Annotated in this window: 3 protein-coding genes and 1 pseudogene; 1 reads left to right on the top strand and 3 read right to left on the bottom strand. The window is 70.3% G+C overall.

The genetic code is table 11. The annotated features are described in order from the left end of the window. Positions 1–65 precede the first annotated feature (65 nt). Genes IEZ11_RS00635 through IEZ11_RS00645 form a run of 3 tightly spaced genes read right to left on the bottom strand, consistent with a single transcriptional unit; the run spans position 66 to position 13,628 of the window. Positions 66–4,256 (bottom strand): Eco57I restriction-modification methylase domain-containing protein, encoded by a 4,191-nt coding sequence (locus IEZ11_RS00635; protein WP_189260515.1) that lies wholly within the window; start codon positions 4,254–4,256, stop codon positions 66–68. Beyond that, positions 4,256–7,207, bottom strand: a complete 2,952-nt coding sequence (locus IEZ11_RS00640) for a DEAD/DEAH box helicase (protein WP_189260516.1) — start codon at positions 7,205–7,207, stop codon at positions 4,256–4,258. Before IEZ11_RS00640 ends, IEZ11_RS00635 begins: the two co-directional genes overlap by 1 nt. Before the next feature lie 49 nt (positions 7,208–7,256). Continuing rightward, on the bottom strand, positions 7,257–13,628 hold the full coding sequence (locus IEZ11_RS00645) for a protein kinase domain-containing protein (RefSeq protein ID WP_189260517.1): 6,372 nt from the start codon (positions 13,626–13,628) through the stop codon (positions 7,257–7,259). 884 nt (positions 13,629–14,512) lie between these two features. On the opposite strand from IEZ11_RS00645, the pseudogene IEZ11_RS00650 reads away from it, so the two are divergent. Then, positions 14,513–15,587: pseudogene (locus IEZ11_RS00650) on the top strand (PP2C family protein-serine/threonine phosphatase). The last annotated feature ends 70 nt before the right edge of the window (positions 15,588–15,657 follow it).

Raw genomic sequence — 15,657 nt, forward strand, 5'->3', positions numbered from 1 at the left:
AGTTCTCCGTTTCGACGGTGGTCCCTGAGGGCCGTGGTGTGGACCTGCTGGCGTTCTCGAACGGGTCAGGATCGGGTGGTGTGCCGGGGGCCGTGGCCGGGAGGTGGGGTGAGGGGGGAGCGGTAGGTGCCGGACTCGCCCTCGGTGAGCGGGGTTTCCAGGGTCAGGCCGGCGGTGGCCATGCGGTCGTACTCGGTGAGGACGAGCCGCTTGGTTCGGTACTCGCCGAACGCGGAGATCTCGTTGTTCTTGAGGCCGCCCGACTCGGACTGGAAGGACTCCAGGATGTAGTCGGTGTCCTCGCGGGAGATGCCGTAGAGGTGGAAGAAGTAGGCGTCCAGCTCGGCGCGCAGTTGGGCGCGGCGGTCGTCGTCCCACTGGAACGGTTCGCCCTCGTCGCCTAGGTCGCGGGCGAGTGGGGTCATGTCGTAGGCGGTGTAGACGAGTTCGAGGACGCGAGGGAGGAGGAAGGGGAGGTGCGGTTCGAGGGTCGTGGGCGTGGGGACAGGGAGCTGTTTCCAGATGAACAGCTTCATATGGGCGTCACTGATCTTCTGTCGGCTCACGAAGTCGAAGATCAGGGACGACTGCGTGGCGATCAGGGCGGCGACCAGCGAGGGTGCGACGCGAGGGAGCATCAGAGGGTAGGTGTGCAGTGTGGCCACGCGCGGGATGAATGCCGGGATCGACGTGCGTTCGTTGGTTGAGGCAGTCACGTCGCACCAGCCACAGAGCCAGTCTCGGTCCCAGTGCGCCTCGGAGAGGCGAACGTTGACGCCGGGTACCTCAACCACTCGACCGTTGCGCTCTGTTGAGATCGTCCCCTTCTGCTGGACCCAGTTCAGAGGCAGGGCCTGACGCGTCGGGTCACGCAGCTCCTTCTCAGGCAGATAGCTCGGTTGGTTCTGCCGGTTCACCGCAGTCAGACTCTTGACGACATCGGCTGCACGGTGGTTGTAGAAGTCGACCATCTTGGCTTCGTACAAAGGCAACATGTGTTCATCACCACGCACAAAGGCATGGCCCTGAAGCTGCCAATCCTCTTCTTCCAACTCGGCGCGGGTGCGGAAGATGTCACCGTCGTTGGCGCTGCGGAAGATGTACTTGAAGGCGATTTTCCACGGGTCGCCGTCTCGCGCTTTCTCGTTCTGTAGTACCGGAAAGCGACGGTAGACCGCTGCCGTGAGGTCTGCGTCCCGTCGGTTGCGGAAGATCGGGAGGGTCCCCGTGTTCGGGTTGATGAGTGCCAGTTCCTCCGGCGTCATCGTGAAGACACAGTTGTCGTCGTCGAGATCGGTGATGTCGGAGAGGAAGAAGCCGAAGCGCGAGGCGGGCACCCCTACGGAGCGGCCCGTGAGGGCGAGCAAGCAGAACTTGTAGCGAGAGTCCACGCTCTCGAACCACTTGCCTCCCTTCGGCAGTGCAGGAGACGTTGGCCGCCGATTCTCGAAGTCCAGCAGCGACGCCAGCGTGCCTCTGCGTACGAAGTCGCCGAACAGGAACTGCCCACCGGCGTTCGTAGCGATCGCGGTCGGGATGATAGAGCCGAAGCGGCCGGTTTGGCTGCACACGGATGAGAAGAGCTCGGTGAACAGCTGATCCGTCTGGAGCTTGGTGACGCCCCCAGCCGTGAGCCCTTGCGCGCACAGGGGGAAAACGCCTGAGTTCGCCGCGAACATGAAGGTCGACTTCAGCGTTCGGCGCGCAACCTGGTAGCGCTCCGCCTCCTCGGCGTTCTCTTGCAGCCATTCCGTGATGCGCTTGCGCATGGCGGTACCCGCCAGTTCCGCGATAGACGGTTGCACCACGCTGAAGTACTTCTTGTCCTCGAACTCGGAACGGTCCCAAGGCGGATTCCCCACCACACAAGAGAACCCCCCAGCCCACCCCGTCCCCGAATCAACGGAACCGGAGCCCGCCCCCGCCGACCCCTCCCCGTCCTCCGGAACCGCAAAAACCTCCGGGAACTCCAAGTGCCAGTGGAAGAAGGCGTACTGGTCCCGCAACCGCACGATCTCGTCGTGGGTCGACTGCGGCGCCGCATCCCCCTCGGGATCCTCCAGCCCCCGGAACACCTTGTGCGTGATGGCCGGCGGCGCCTCCTCGCTCTTGACCCAGACGAACGCCGCACACCACGCGTCCGCGAGATGCAGGGCCCGCAGATACTCGGCAGAGTTCGCCCAGTCCCGGTAGTCGGCCTCCTTGCGGCGGATGTCCTTCAGCTCACCGGCCGGTGCCGCCGTGATCCGGCGCAGCCCGCGCGCGAACGAACCGTTGGCGACCTTCGTCTCCGTCTCGACCTCGAACAGGCCACCCTGGCCCTCGCGTTCATGGGCGTTGCGGGCAAGCAGCTGCCGTGCCCACCCCTCGTCGTCGCCCTCGGCCTTCTTGAACGCCTTGTCGGGGATCCCGTCCCGCATCAGCGCCGGCGTCGCCCCGATCAGGCCGTTGCCGTGCTTGATGTGGGCGTCGAGGAAGCCGAGCGGACGGCCGGGCTCCATCGCCTCCAGCCACAGCGACACCTTGGCCAGCTCGACGGCCATGGGGTTGAGGTCGACGCCGTACACACAGCGTGCGACGACCTCGTGCAGCGCATGGTGCACGGCCTTGTCCGTGGGCTCCGGGTTGCGCTCACGCACCGCGGCCACCCGCTTGGCGATCCGCCGGGCCGCAGCCACCAGGAAATGCCCCGACCCGCACGCGGGGTCGCAGACCGTGAGGGACAGCAGCTCCTCGACGATCGTGTCGGCGGGGTCGGGTCGCCCCTCGGCGCTCGCGCGCTGCTCCCCGCGTTTGACGGCGTCGTCGATGACCGGGTTCAGCGTGGAGTCGAGGAGGGTCTCGGTGAGCGGGGTCGGGGTGTAGTAACTGCCGGTCTTCTTACGGTCGTTGCCGATCCGGTCGACCAGTTCGAAGGTACGGTCGGCCGCGCTGTGCTTCGGTACCAGCTCCAGCAGCGCCTCGTACACGGACCCCAGTTCCTCGGCGCCCATGCGCAGGTAGTCCACGGGACGCCAGCGCGCGGAACCGGCGTCCCGCACGCGGGCCAGGTGCTTGACGGCCTCGAACAAGTGGCGGTTCGCCAGTCGCACCCCCCGCAACGGCTCATCCGCCGGGGTGTCGTTGAAGAGGCCGCCGAGTCCCTTCAGACCCAGCTCGGGGCGGCCCTGTTCAGAGCCCAGCGCCTCGATCAGCAGCTCAAGGGCGCGGTACTGGTCGTCGTGCGCGGTGCCGAGGCGTCGTAGCGCATGACGGCGGAGGCGGGCCGTCGAGAAGTAGCGGGTGAAACGGTCGACGGTCCGCTCGTCCGCGTCGGGGTCCAGCAGGGCGCCCCGGTCCTCGGCCACGAAGAGGAAGATCATGCGGTAGACGAGCCGCAACAGGGCCGTCTGGAAGGCGTGGACGTCCAGGTCGGCGCGGAGGGCGGTGTTGTCCGGGTGGCTCAGGAAGCCGGTGCCGAGGACGGTGAGGGCGGACTGGACGCCGTCGCGGAAGTGGTCGAGGGCGCGGCTGCCGGACTCTATGGCGACCGTCCGCCACTTCTCCAGCCAGCACCCCGAGGCCGTCGTCCCCGCCGCCACCGTGAACCGCGACGCGTGCAGCACGCAGTACAGCAGCACGAACTCGCTGAACAGCTCGCCGTCGAAGATGGCTTCGAGGTCGAAGTCGACGTAGGCGGCCGTGGCGAAGGACGAGGAGTCGCGCAGGAGGCGTACGCGGCGGCCGTTGGTGAGGACCGCCCACAGGTGGGCCTCGGTGCGGTTGAGGCAGTCCTGGACCATGGACTGCGGGGGGACCTGGCCGGGTGCCGGTCGCTTGTCCAGGTCCTGGTTCCAGGGGATGAGGTGGACGAGGGCCGGGCCGTGGCGGTGGGAGACCGGGAAGTGCTTGGCGGGGTCGGAGTCGGCCACGATGCCCGCCGCGCCCACCTCCGTCAGTGCCCCGAAGTCCAGCTTGCGGAAGAGCTGGGCGAGCCAGTCCGTGCCGGCGCGGCCCGTGGGGTCGGCGGCAGGCGCGCCCGTGTTCGGGTCCGAGGGCAGGGCGGCACGCAGGTCGCGCCAGAGGGGCTTGAGGTACTCCCAGGCGCGCTCGGCCTCGTCGCGCACGGGCACCGAGGCGGGCAGGCCGTAGTCGGCGGGCTTGCTGCCCGGTAGGTTCCGGCCCTCGGCGATGCGCAGCAGCATGTCGGCGGGGAGCAGGCCGCCGACCGTGGTGACGGCGGTGAAGGCCAGGGCGGTGCGGGTGGCGGCGGACATCAGGCTTCGGCTCCGGGCGAGAGAGAGACGGGCTGCTGGGGGAGGTAGACGTACACGCCTAGCACGTCGGCAGGCTCCTGCGGGACGACCTTCAGGCCGCGGACGATCTCCTCGTTGGCCTTGCGGACCCGGCGGTGGGAGGCGTCGAGGTCGGCGGCCAGGCGGGTGCCGTACTCGGTGAGGTGCGCGGCGAGATCCGGCAGGCCGTCCAGCGTGCGGGTGATGTGGTTGGTGGCCGACTGCTCGTGGGTGTTGGCCGTCGCGCGGGCAGAGAGGAGGGCGGTGGCCGCGGTGTCGTCCAGCCAGCGGGCGCGGGAGGGCCTGCCCTCGTAGGCGAGGAGGCGGGCGTCCTCGGCGACCACCTGCCGCTCGCCCGTACGGGACGGGAGGGTGAGGTGGAAGCGGTAGCGGACCAGGAGGAGCGTGGTGGTCGTGGTGACCGCGTCCGTCGTCACTACGCCGCAGCGACGGGCCGGGCGAGGGCCCAGGGCGTTCACGTCCAGGGCCGAGTCCAGGACGTACGAGGCGATTGCCCCGATTGCGGGGTCGGTGCGGACCAAGGCCGCCTCGCCGCGGGCGATCGCCGGGGTGGTGCGGAACGGGATCTGGCGGTCCTCCTCGACGAGGCGGTTGCCGAGGGTGGCGGCGAGGGCGTCGCGCAGGCCGGCCGGGGTGCCGCCGACCTGGGCGGTGAAGTCGCCGGTGTCGTCGCGGGGGTCGCGGACCAGGGCGTCCAGGTCACGGAGCGCCTCCAGGGCGAAGCCGCGGACCTCGTCGGCGCCGCCGAGCGCGGCCCGTACGGCGGTGACCTCGCGGGCCACCTCCTCGGGGTGGATGGCGCGCTGGGCGTACTTGGAGCGGGAGGTCTTCTCCCGTTCGGCGGCGGAGTTCCACTCGCGCTCGATGCGCTCGAACGACTCCTGATGGGTGTCCATCTCGAACAGGCTCTCCTGGCTGCCCTGGCGTCCGTGCAGCAGCAGCCACTCCACGACGGCGTCGGTGACGCCGGAGGCGGTCTCGTCGGGGACGGAGACGGAGATGCCCAGGTCCTTCTTGATCTGCCGGTGCTTGGCGAAGAGCACCTCCAGGACCTTGCCGTCGATGCCGTTGTCCTCGCCGAACATGGTGATGACACGGACCTGGTCGCGCTTCTGGCCGTAACGGTCGACGCGGCCCTCGCGCTGGTCGTGGCGGGTCGGGTTCCAGGCCAGGTCGTAGTGGACGACGGCGTCGAAGTGGTGCTGGAGGTTGACGCCCTCGGAGAGGCAGTCAGTGGCGATCAGCACGCGGCGGACGGCGGGGTCGTCGGCGGCCTCCTCGGCGGCCTCGGCGGCGAGCTGCTCGATCCGTTCCAGGCGCTGCTGCGGGGAGAGGGTGCCGGTCACGGCGGCGATCTTCGTCTTCCTGCCGAGCTTGCCGTCCAGTTCCTCGGCGAGGTACTCGGCGGTGGGGATGTAGCGGCAGAAGACGATCGGGTGGTAGCCGTCGGCGATCAGTTTCTTCAGGTGCCCGGTGAGCGCCTTCAGCTTCGCGTCCTCGGCCGGTCCCACCAACTGCGCGGCCCGCTGGGCCAGATCGAGCAGCCGGGCGCCCGCGTCCTCCGTCTCGGCGGCGCCCGGTGCGACGTCCATGCCCTCCAGCCGGTCGTTATCCGCGGAGTCGGAGGCCACCGGGGCGCCCAGCATGTCCGCCTCGTGCGCGGTGCGGGCCGTGGCGGACTCAGAGCGGGTCTTCAGGGTCTGCGCGGCGGCCGCCGGCGAGGAGACCATCGAGCGCAGCAGCGCGATCACGGACCACCAGGCGATACGAGCCTCTCGCCTGCCCTGCGCGTCGGCCGCCTGGACACGGTCCCTGGCGTAGGCGATGGCATCGTCGAGCAGCGCCCGGTAGGCGGGGGTCAGCCTGTACTTCTCGTCCTTCGTCCAGCGGTCGGACGGGAACGCGGTCCGCTCGACCAGGGAGTCGTCGGCGAGGCCGTCCTCCTTGGTCAGGTAGTCGCGGACGTCGGCGCGCTTACGGGCCACGAAGTGCTCGGCCAGCTTCGCGCGCCCCGCCGGGGTCTCCAGGTTCAGCGTCGCCAGTTCGGGTCGCACCAGGCCGAGGAGGTTGCGGAAGGCGGACTCCTTGCCGGAGTGCGGGGTCGCGGTCAGCAGCAGCAGATGGCGGTCGGCGTCGGCGGAGACCCTGCGCAGCAGCTCGTAGCGGAGCTGGTTGGAAGCGGATGAGGCGGCACCCTGCGCGGGGTCGTCGGCGGCCACGCAGGTGTGCGCCTCGTCGACGATCACCAGGTCGGGGCAGTGCCGAACGAAGTCCTCGCGGTGGCGCGTCGACTTGATGAAGTCCGTCGAGATGATCGTGAACGGGTGCTTGTCGAACAGGGACTGGCCCAGCTCCAGGCCGCGCTCCAGGCGTGACACCGTGGAGGCCAGGACCAGTTCGGCGTCGATGCCGAACTTCTCCCGCAGCTCGCCCTGCCACTGCTCGGCCAGCGCCGGGGAGCACAGCACGGCCAGCCGGGTCGCCTCGCCCTGCGCGAGCAGCTCCTTGGCGATCAGGCCCGCCTCGACCGTCTTGCCGATGCCGACGTCGTCCGAGATCAGCAGCCGTACGGTCCGCTGGCGCAACGCCATCAGCAGCGGGACGAGCTGGTAGGCCCGGGGTTCCACGGCGATCGACGCCAGTGAGCGGAACGGGCCCGCGCCCGAACGGAACCCGATGCGCAGGGCCGTGCGCAGCAGGCCGGCAGCGCGCTGGTCGCCCAGGTCGGCCGGGCTCGGCGCCGCGAACTCGGCCGGACGCACGTCCTCGAACGCCGGGAAGACGGCCGCGACGTCGTCCTCGCTCCCGCCTAGCGGGCGCAGTACCAGCATGTCGGGGGCGCTCTCCGGCAGCACCACCCATTCCCGGCCGCGGGCGGCGACCAGCGAACCGGCTGTGTACGTGAGGCTCATGAGATGTCTCGGTTCCTAGAGGTCGGGAGGCCGGGAGCCGGCGAGGCGGTCAACGGAGGTGGAAGTAGGCGGCGTTGTGGTCCGCGATGGCGTCCCAGTCCGCGTCTGTCGGGAAGCGCAGGACGTCCCAGCCGACGTCCTCCAGGCGATAGCCGGCCTCGACGTCGCGCGTGGAGTCGGCCGGGTGTCCGGGAACGTCGATGAACACCGCAAGGTTGGCGCCGTCCAGGTGGAAGACGAGGTCGGGGCATGCGGCCGCCCCGTCGACGAGGACGTTGACCTCGTCCGGCAGCCGGTAGCCCTTCGCCCGCAGCCAGCCGAGCAGGTCGCCCTGCGCGACCAGGGCCGTCAGATCCGCCTCCACCGGCGTCGGTGTCGGCGTTGGTGTCGGTGTCGGCGAGGTGCTGTCGGACGCGGCACCGTCGCTCGCCGCGGGAGCGAGCCTGCGGAACTGTTCGCTGCGGGACTCGCCGCGGTCCTTCCGCTCGGTACGGGCGTGGGCCAGCCGCGCCAGCAGCGGGCGGGCGGCATGGCGGCTCAGCTGGCGATGGTGTGTCTGGTTGGCGTAGGTCAGCAGGCAGGCGTAGCAGCCGCGGGCGCACTCCTCGCCGTCCGCCGGGCCGCCATCGTCCTCGCCGGTCTCCGGGTCGAAGTGGCAGATGTCCAGGGCGGTCCGGGCGGCCTCGGCGAGGGCGTCCGCGTCGTGCTGGATCCGGCGCAGCACACCGGCGCCGCCCTCCGCGGCCTCCGTGAACAGCATGCGGCGGCGCGGGCCGTCGTCCGGCGGCAGCAGCTCCGCGGTCAGCTCGGAGTCCTCCAGTTCGAACGCCGCCTCGATGCCGCGCTCCAGCGCGTACAGGAACGACCACGCGACCGGCTCGGGCTGCGGCTCGTCCAGGGTGACCACGAGGATGTTGCGGCGGTCCTCCACGTAGGGCAGGACTCGCTTCTTGCGGCGTTTCTCGTTGCCGTCCTCGTCGACCACCGGCATGCCGGTGCCCTCGATGGCGTCCGCGGCGGCCCGGTCGTTGAGCCAGCGGCCGTCGCCCAGGTCCAGCCAGTAGCCGTCCAGCTCGCCCTTGTCGCGGACCCGGCCCAGGTTGGTGATCCGGACGGTCGCCGAGTCGCCGTAGTCCAGGTCGAGGACGGGCGCGCCGTCGGAGTCGGCGACATGCGAGGTGAGGCGCCCCTTGCGGGCACCGTGGTCCTGGAACGCGTACGAGGTCTCCAGGCGGAAACCGGCCCGGCGGCGCTCCTCCTCGTCGGAGGAGATCCGCTCCCGCGGCGTGGTGTACACGGTGTGCAGGTGGAGCAGCCCGGTGCGCTTGCCCCGCAGCGTCTCACCGCACATCACGCAGATGTCGGAGCCGGCCTTGACCTCGTAGTGGTAGCCGCAGCCGTCGCAGCGCCGTGCCTCCGCCGTCGCCAGATCACCGGAAGCGTCCGGCGGCAGCTGGACCCGGGTGACCTGGTAACGGGCGCCCTCGTGGTAGATCAGCGCGCCGGGGCCGAACTCTCGGATCGCCAGGAACCGGGGGCGCTGCAGGTAGTCGCCGTCGGCGTTGCGGCGGTTGCCGGAGCGCGGGATGTACGCGGCCAGCGGCAGGCGCGGGAAGCTGTAGCCGGGCAGGAACCCCTCGGACGCCAGATAGCGGTACGGATTGAAGTCGCTCATCACCGACTTGCTGTCGACCGAGCGGTTGAGCAGCAGGTTCGTCTGGGTTTCGGCCTCCCGGCGGCGGCTGCGCGCCCGGCCCTGCTCACCCGGGGAGAGCGTGTGGTCGACGACGCGCTTGTTCTGCTCGTACTGGTCGATCACGGCCGCCCGGAACAGCTGACGCCACCGGTCGAACGAGGCGTCGAACTCCTTCGGGGCCCGCTCGATCCGGTCCTCGATCCACTCGTCGTACCACCAGGTCGTCGCCTCGAAGTCGCTGATCAGCGGAGCGAGGACGGTACGGGCGGTTGCGACCGCGCGGCTGCGGGCGTCCTCGGCCAGGGAGAGATCGCGGATGTGGGGGAGGAGCGGCAGCGGCATCTGCGGGTCGGGACGGTCGTCGCCGTCGGGGTCGTAGGCGACGTCGACGACGTCCGGGACCGCGATGCCGAGCTTCATGCCGGTCTCCGCCAGCCAGATGCCCTGCAGGTGGGAGCGGACCAGATCCTCGTTGGCGAGGTCCAGGCGCGGCGGGGCCACCTGCCCCGACACCATGTCCTGGGATCTGCGGAAGTAGTACTGGTCGTGGCTGTTGCCCGTCGCGCAGTACGTGGTGACCAGCGCCGGCTGGCCGGAGCGGCCCGCCCGGCCCGAGCGCTGCGCGTAGTTCGCCGGGGTCGGCGGCACATTGCGCATCATCACGGCGTTGAGCGAAGAGATGTCCACGCCCAGTTCCATCGTCGGCGAGCAGTACAGCAGGGGCAGTTCGGCGTCACGGAACAACTGCTCGCGCTCCAGCCGGTCCTCCGGGGTGACCTGCGCGGTGTGTTCGCGCGCGTACAGGCCTGACAGCTCGGCGGCCGCGGTCCGGTACAGGTCGCGGAAGAACGGGTTGACGCGCGGGCCCTCGCCGCTGCTGTAGGTGCGCGCCAGCGGGTCGACCGCGCCCCGCTCGCCGTTCCCGGCCCGCCAGATCAGCGCGGCGGCCGACACCCGGTATCCGGTGCGTCGCTGGGCCGCGCGGCGTCGGTAGGCCGGGCCGGACTGCTCGGGGGTCGCGTCCACCTCGCGCACCAGCTCCGCGTCCCGCAGCACCTTCAGCAGGTCCTCGATGACGCTCTGGACGTCGTCCAGGGAACCGGTGGGCGGGCGCAGTTCGGGCATGTTCCGCTGCAGGTACTTGCCGAACTTGCCGCGGGCCGACAGGAACAGCGCGGAGCGCTCCATGCCGGGCCGTGAGCCGTACGGGTAAGCGGTGCCGACGGCCGGACGGTCGCTCTCGCCCAGCACCCACGGCCCGGTCAGACGCTCCTCGCTGGCCCGCTGCAGGGTGTCGAAGTCGTCGCGGAAGTACTGCACGTCGATGGCGAGGGCACGCCGCATGAAGTCGAGCAGCGTACGGGCGATCTCCTCGCGCAGCGCCGGGTCGGCGTCGCGGAGCACGGCGTGGGCGGACCGCCAGCGTTCGGGGTTGGCGGCGAGCCAGCCCAGGTCCTCGTAGTCGATCCGCAGCAGCCCGGTCTGCTCCAGGTTCGGCATCGTGATGCGCCACCCGCGCTCCAGGTCGCGGTAGAGGCGGTATCCGACGACGTCCCGGAAGGCCTTCGTCGCCCGTCGCTCCATGGACGGGGCCAGGTCGGCGCCCGCCGCGTACTCGCGGGGCGTCAGGCCCATCGCCTCGGTGACGGCCTCGGCGAGGTCGTCGTGACGCAGCCCCTCCTCGCCCGACCGGACCGCGGCCTGGTGGAGGGCGCCGCGCAACTGGGTCACCTGGGCGAAGTCGTTGAAGTGCCCGGCCTGCAGCGAGGCGTCCTGCCGGTTGTCGACGAAGGTGAGGAGCTTGCGCGCTTCCTTGCCCAGGCTCTCCTCGGGCACCGCGCGCAGGGACTTCACGATCGACGCGGAGATCAGCGAGGTCGCCGACGAGCGGCCCTCCTGGTCCAGGGTGGCCAGCTTGGCGAAGTCCCGGCCGCGGGTCTGCTCGTAGGAGACCTGGCAGTGCACGCAGAACAGGAACGGAGCGGGGACGAACGCCGCCACCAGCCCCTCACCGGACTCGTTGCCGTGCGCGTCCACGACGACACGCTTGGGCACCCGCGGCTTGTAGGACTTCTTGACGACCGTCACGCCCTGCGCGTCCGGCTCCAGCCATGACTCCGGGAGCCGTCTGTCGTCCACGGCCTTCTGCGGGTCGGCGGGCCACTCGTAGTCCTCCCCGGGCATGCCCAGGTACAGGTAGCCCTCGCCCTCGCGGCCGCCGGAGGCGGAGGTGTCGCGACGCGGTTCGTACCGGAACGCGCCGCCGTCCTCGGTGCGCCAGACGGTCAGGTACTCCTGGCCGCACTCGCGGCAGAACGCCAGCGGGAACAGCGGCTTGCCGTCGCTGCCCGGCTGCTCCAGCTGGTAGGTGCGGGTGAGCGGCCGGGTGAGCGGATCCTCCAGCGTCGTGTAGACGGTGTCGCCCTTGGAGAGGAACTGGTGCAGCCGGAACGCGAACAGCGGCCGCTCCGTCACCGGATGCTTGGCCTGCGCACCCGCCTCCAGGGTCGTGCGGATCGCCTCCCGCACGCTCTCCTCGGCCACCCCCGACCCGGCGGCCAGCTCGGCCGCCGCCGCTTCGACGGTGTCCGGGGCACAGCGGCGCAACCGCCCCGTACCCTCCTCGTGCTCCAGCCCGAAGCGGGACTCCACCCAGCGGGCCAGCGTGTCCTTCGTGAGCGCCTCGTACGAGCGGGGCGCCGCCGGCACCCGCAGCCGTTCGGCGGGCACGGTCTCGGGCGGCTCGTCGGTCGCCCTGACCAGGGTCTCGCCGATGACCCGCTTGGGCAGCACCGTCGTACCGAACAGCCGGCCGGCGACCCTGGCCACCTCGCGCTGCTGGTCCTCCCAGGAGCCCTCGGTGGACATGGTCGCCGAGGTGCCGATGCACTGCAGGGTCGCGGATGCCCGGCAGGCCTCACGTACCCGGCGGATCAGGAAGGCCACGTCCGCGCCCTGCCGGCCACGGTAGGTGTGCAGCTCGTCGAAGACGAGGAACTGCAGCCCGTCGGCCATGCGGATCAGGCTGGACCGGTCGTCCGGCCGGGTCAGCATCAGCTCCAGCATCACGTAGTTGGTCAGCAGGATGTCCGGAGGGTTCCTGCGCAGCTCACGACGGTCCTCGTCGGACTCTTGGCCGGTGTAGCGGGCGAAGGTGACCGGCTCGCGGCCCTTCCCGAACCCGTTGCGCAGGTACTTCTTCAGCTCCTCCACCTGGGAGTTGGCCAGCGCGTTCATCGGGTAGACGATGATCGCGCGTACCCGGCCGCCCGCGCTCGCCCCCGCCGCCTGACGCTCCTTCAGTACCTGGTTAACGATCGGGACGATGTACGACAGCGACTTGCCGGAACCGGTTCCGGTGGTGAGGACGTAGGAGTCGCCCGCCTGTGCGGCCTCGATCGCCTGCCGCTGGTGGAGGTGGAAGGTCAGCGGCCGGCCGTCGGGGCGGAGGGAGGTCTCCTTCTTGCCGGCCTGGAAGATCTCCGCGCACTTGGAGTGCAGCACGCCGTCGCGCACGAGGTCGGTGACCTGGCCGCCGTCCGCGAAGAACGGGTTCAGCGACAGCCAGGGATCGGGCCACTGCGACTTCGCCGCCAGGTCGTCCTCGACGAAGCCGGTGATCCGGGCGTCCCGGATCACCGTCGCGCTCCTGGTGAAGCTCTCGTACTCGGTGATCAGGTCGGTGTGTATGCCGAAGACGTCCATCGTCTCGGGCAGTCGCGGCTGTCTGCGCGGTACGGATACCGGCGCGGCCGCGGCGGGCTCGGGAAGCAGCGCGCGCAGCCGTGCCACCGGGTCCATCACCTGCCAGTGCGGAGCCAGCAGGGCGGCCGTGTCGTCCGGAGCGAGGGCGAGCGGGACCAGTACCTCACGCACCTGGGCGGCGTTCTCCGGCCGCAGCTCGGCGTCCTTCTCCAGGAGGCGGTCCACCAGCCGGACCAGCTCCGTGGGCAGGTCGGGACGGACCAGGGTCAACCGCGGAGGCCGCTCGTGCTGGTGCTGTTCGGAGAGCTCGAAAGGGGTCCTGGCGGAGAAGGGCGGCCGCCCTATCAGAAGCTCGTACAGGATGCAGCCGAGCGCGTAGAGGTCGGCCGCGGCGGAGACCCGTTCGGCACGGAACTGCTCGGGGGCCATGTAGCGGGCCGTGCCGACACTGACGCCCGTGCTGGTCAGCCGCGTCTGGTCGGGATCGTCGACGACCGAACCCATGCCGAAGTCGAGGACCTTGACGGTGCCGTCGCGGGTCAGCATCACATTGGCCGGCTTCAGATCGCGGTGCACGACCCCGGCGGTGTGCGCGGCCGTGAGTCCGGCGGCGATCTGCGCGCCTGTGGCAGCGACCCAGGAGACCGGGAGCTGGGGCTCCTCGTCGATGAGGTCCGCGAGCGGATTTCCGTCCAGCAGCTCCACGGCCAGGTAGGGCAGGCCACTGCCGCCCGGTGCCTGGTCCACACCGCCGTCGATCAGCAGGGTGAGGTTCGGGTGGCCCTGGGAGAGCATGCGCATGATCCGCACTTCACGGCGGAAGCGGTCGATCTCCTTGCCGGATCCCGAGGCGTCGACCGCGATTCCGGTCCGGCCGCGCAGCACGGTCTTGACCGCGACCTCGCGGTGCGAGGAGTCCGGGGCGGCCTGAAGGTCTTCGGCGCGGTGTACCTCGCCCATGTTGCCGCGCCCCAGGATCCCTGTGATCCGGAACCGCCCGGCCACGGTCTCCAGGCTCATTGCCCCTCCCCGTTTTCACCCGTTGCGCACAAGGTGCTACGTCCCGCAAGGAGCGTATACCTTCACCGGTTGACGAGGATCGTTCATGATGTTGACGTTGTCAACAGAACCTTGGGTATTCGGTGTGTCAGCAGTCTAGTGTGAGGCTCTTGTGGAGATGGAGGCGCTTGCCACATGATCTGCGACTTCTGTGTCTGTTGGTCCGGTCGGTGGACGCGTTCGGCTTCCGCGGCGTGTCAACGGCGTCGGTGAGACAGCGGATTTCGAGGATCTCGGGTTCGTGCGGACAGGTTGCGCGCCGGTTCGCCTGCCGCGGTGTCGAAAGCTATGGGCAGAAGCTGCGTCCGGGTGCGGGGTCGGTGAGTGAATGTCCGCCCGCCTCGCGATCGGCGCTGCGTGCGTGTCGGCCGGGGGTGGGCGTTGGTTTCCCACTTAGTCGGAAGATGTGGACTCCGCCGAACTACCCGCCTACTGAACCCTCGATGCCACCTGTCAGAACAGTCCCCATCTGAGGTCTGGGGTCGCGGGGACCCGGAAGGCGCTGGCCGGAGGCTGCTTTTTTGCCGGTCGAGAGGCTCGGCCGACCCCGTAGGACCGTCCCGGCGCGGCGGGCTTCGTCGGCCGGGCAGCGGTGGCCGAACCTGGATCATCCTCATGATCCTTGGCGGACGGACCCTTCGCCCCCTGGGCCTTCTCCAGTGCCGCGTCGGTCACCGACCGGTCGAGGCGGCGGGAGAAGGGCCGTCCGGCGAGATCCAGGACCCGGAACGTGCGCACCCGTGTTCCACCCCCGTCCGCATGCCTGTGTTTGAGGCATGGCTCACACCAGGGCCGTGTCCCGCGTGTCAGCGGGAAAGCGAGTTCTCAACGGAGAGGAGGCTGATGTGCCACGCGATCGGATCGCACTGGCCGAGGTGCTGGCAGCGGTGGAGGATGCCGTGCCGGTGCGTCCTCTCGATGCCGTGGCTCGCGATCTGCGCGAGCGGTTCGGTGCACGATACGTGTCGTTCCTGGCCCTCGACATCGTCGGCCGACGCCTGTTGCGGGTGAGCGAGGAGGCCGCTACGCCCCAGGAGCGCCGCGCTGAAGAGGTCCCTTTCGACGACGGCGCCTACGACGAGGTCCTGCGCGTGCAGCAGACGGTGCGGGTGCCGGAGGGCGAGCGCGGGCACCGGTTGCTCACCTCGCCACCAACCGCGGCGACGCCGTCGGCGTCCTGGAGCTGTTCCTCTCCGGGGCCACCCGGGAAGTACTGGAGCAGGTCGAAGAGGCCGCGCACGCGCTGGCGTACATCATTGTCACCGACCGCCGCTTCACCGACCTCTACCGCTGGGGCACCGCACGACCTCGGTCGGTCTTGCCGCGGAGATCCAGCGCCAGCTCATGCCCTCCGCCCCTTCCTGCGAGGCCCCGGAGTTCGCCCTCGTCGGCGCCCTGGTCCCGGCCGCCGACATCGCCGGTGACACCTACGACTACACCCTCGACCACGACACCCTGCACCTGTCCGTCACCGACGCCATGGGCCACGACGTCAGCGCCGCACTCATGGCCACTCTCTTGGTCAACGCCTCCCGCGACGCCCGCCGTGCCGGGTGCGACCTCGCCGAACAGGGCCGCCAGACCCACGAGGTCCTCCTCGCCCACGGCCGACAGGCCTTCGCCACCGGCCAGTTGCTGCGCATCGCCCTGGACGGCACCAGCTCCCAACTCGTCAACGCCGGCCACCCCTGGCCCCTGCGGCTGCGCGACGGCACGGTCGACGAACTGCGTCCGGCGGTGAACCTGCCATTCGCCAGGCGAGAACGGTCGGCATCCCCGGTCTCATCCGTGACACCGGCGCCGAGGACCCGTGCGAGGTCGTGCGTACTCTGGCCACCGTGGTCACCGACGCCTGGGGCGGCCACCCGCAGGGCCAGCCACCCGCAGGGCCAGCCACCCGTCCTGTGCCTGGACTGGTAGGGCCCGCATGCCCGCAGACCGCCCCGCGCACGCCGCCGCCGACACCCTGAGTGAGGGCTGGCGGGCGGAC

This window comes from Streptomyces fuscichromogenes (genome assembly GCF_014645815.1).
In the GTDB taxonomy this organism is placed as follows: domain Bacteria; phylum Actinomycetota; class Actinomycetes; order Streptomycetales; family Streptomycetaceae; genus Streptomyces; species Streptomyces fuscichromogenes.

What these genes read in the sequence shown, in the direction of transcription:
- IEZ11_RS00635 (WP_189260515.1), bottom strand. Translation starts at nt 4,256, where the DNA reads ATGTCCGCCGCCACCCGCACCGCCCTGGCCTTCACCGCCGTCACCACG.
- IEZ11_RS00640 (WP_189260516.1), bottom strand. Translation starts at nt 7,207, where the DNA reads ATGAGCCTCACGTACACAGCCGGTTCGCTGGTCGCCGCCCGCGGCCGG.
- IEZ11_RS00645 (WP_189260517.1), bottom strand. Translation starts at nt 13,628, where the DNA reads ATGAGCCTGGAGACCGTGGCCGGGCGGTTCCGGATCACAGGGATCCTG.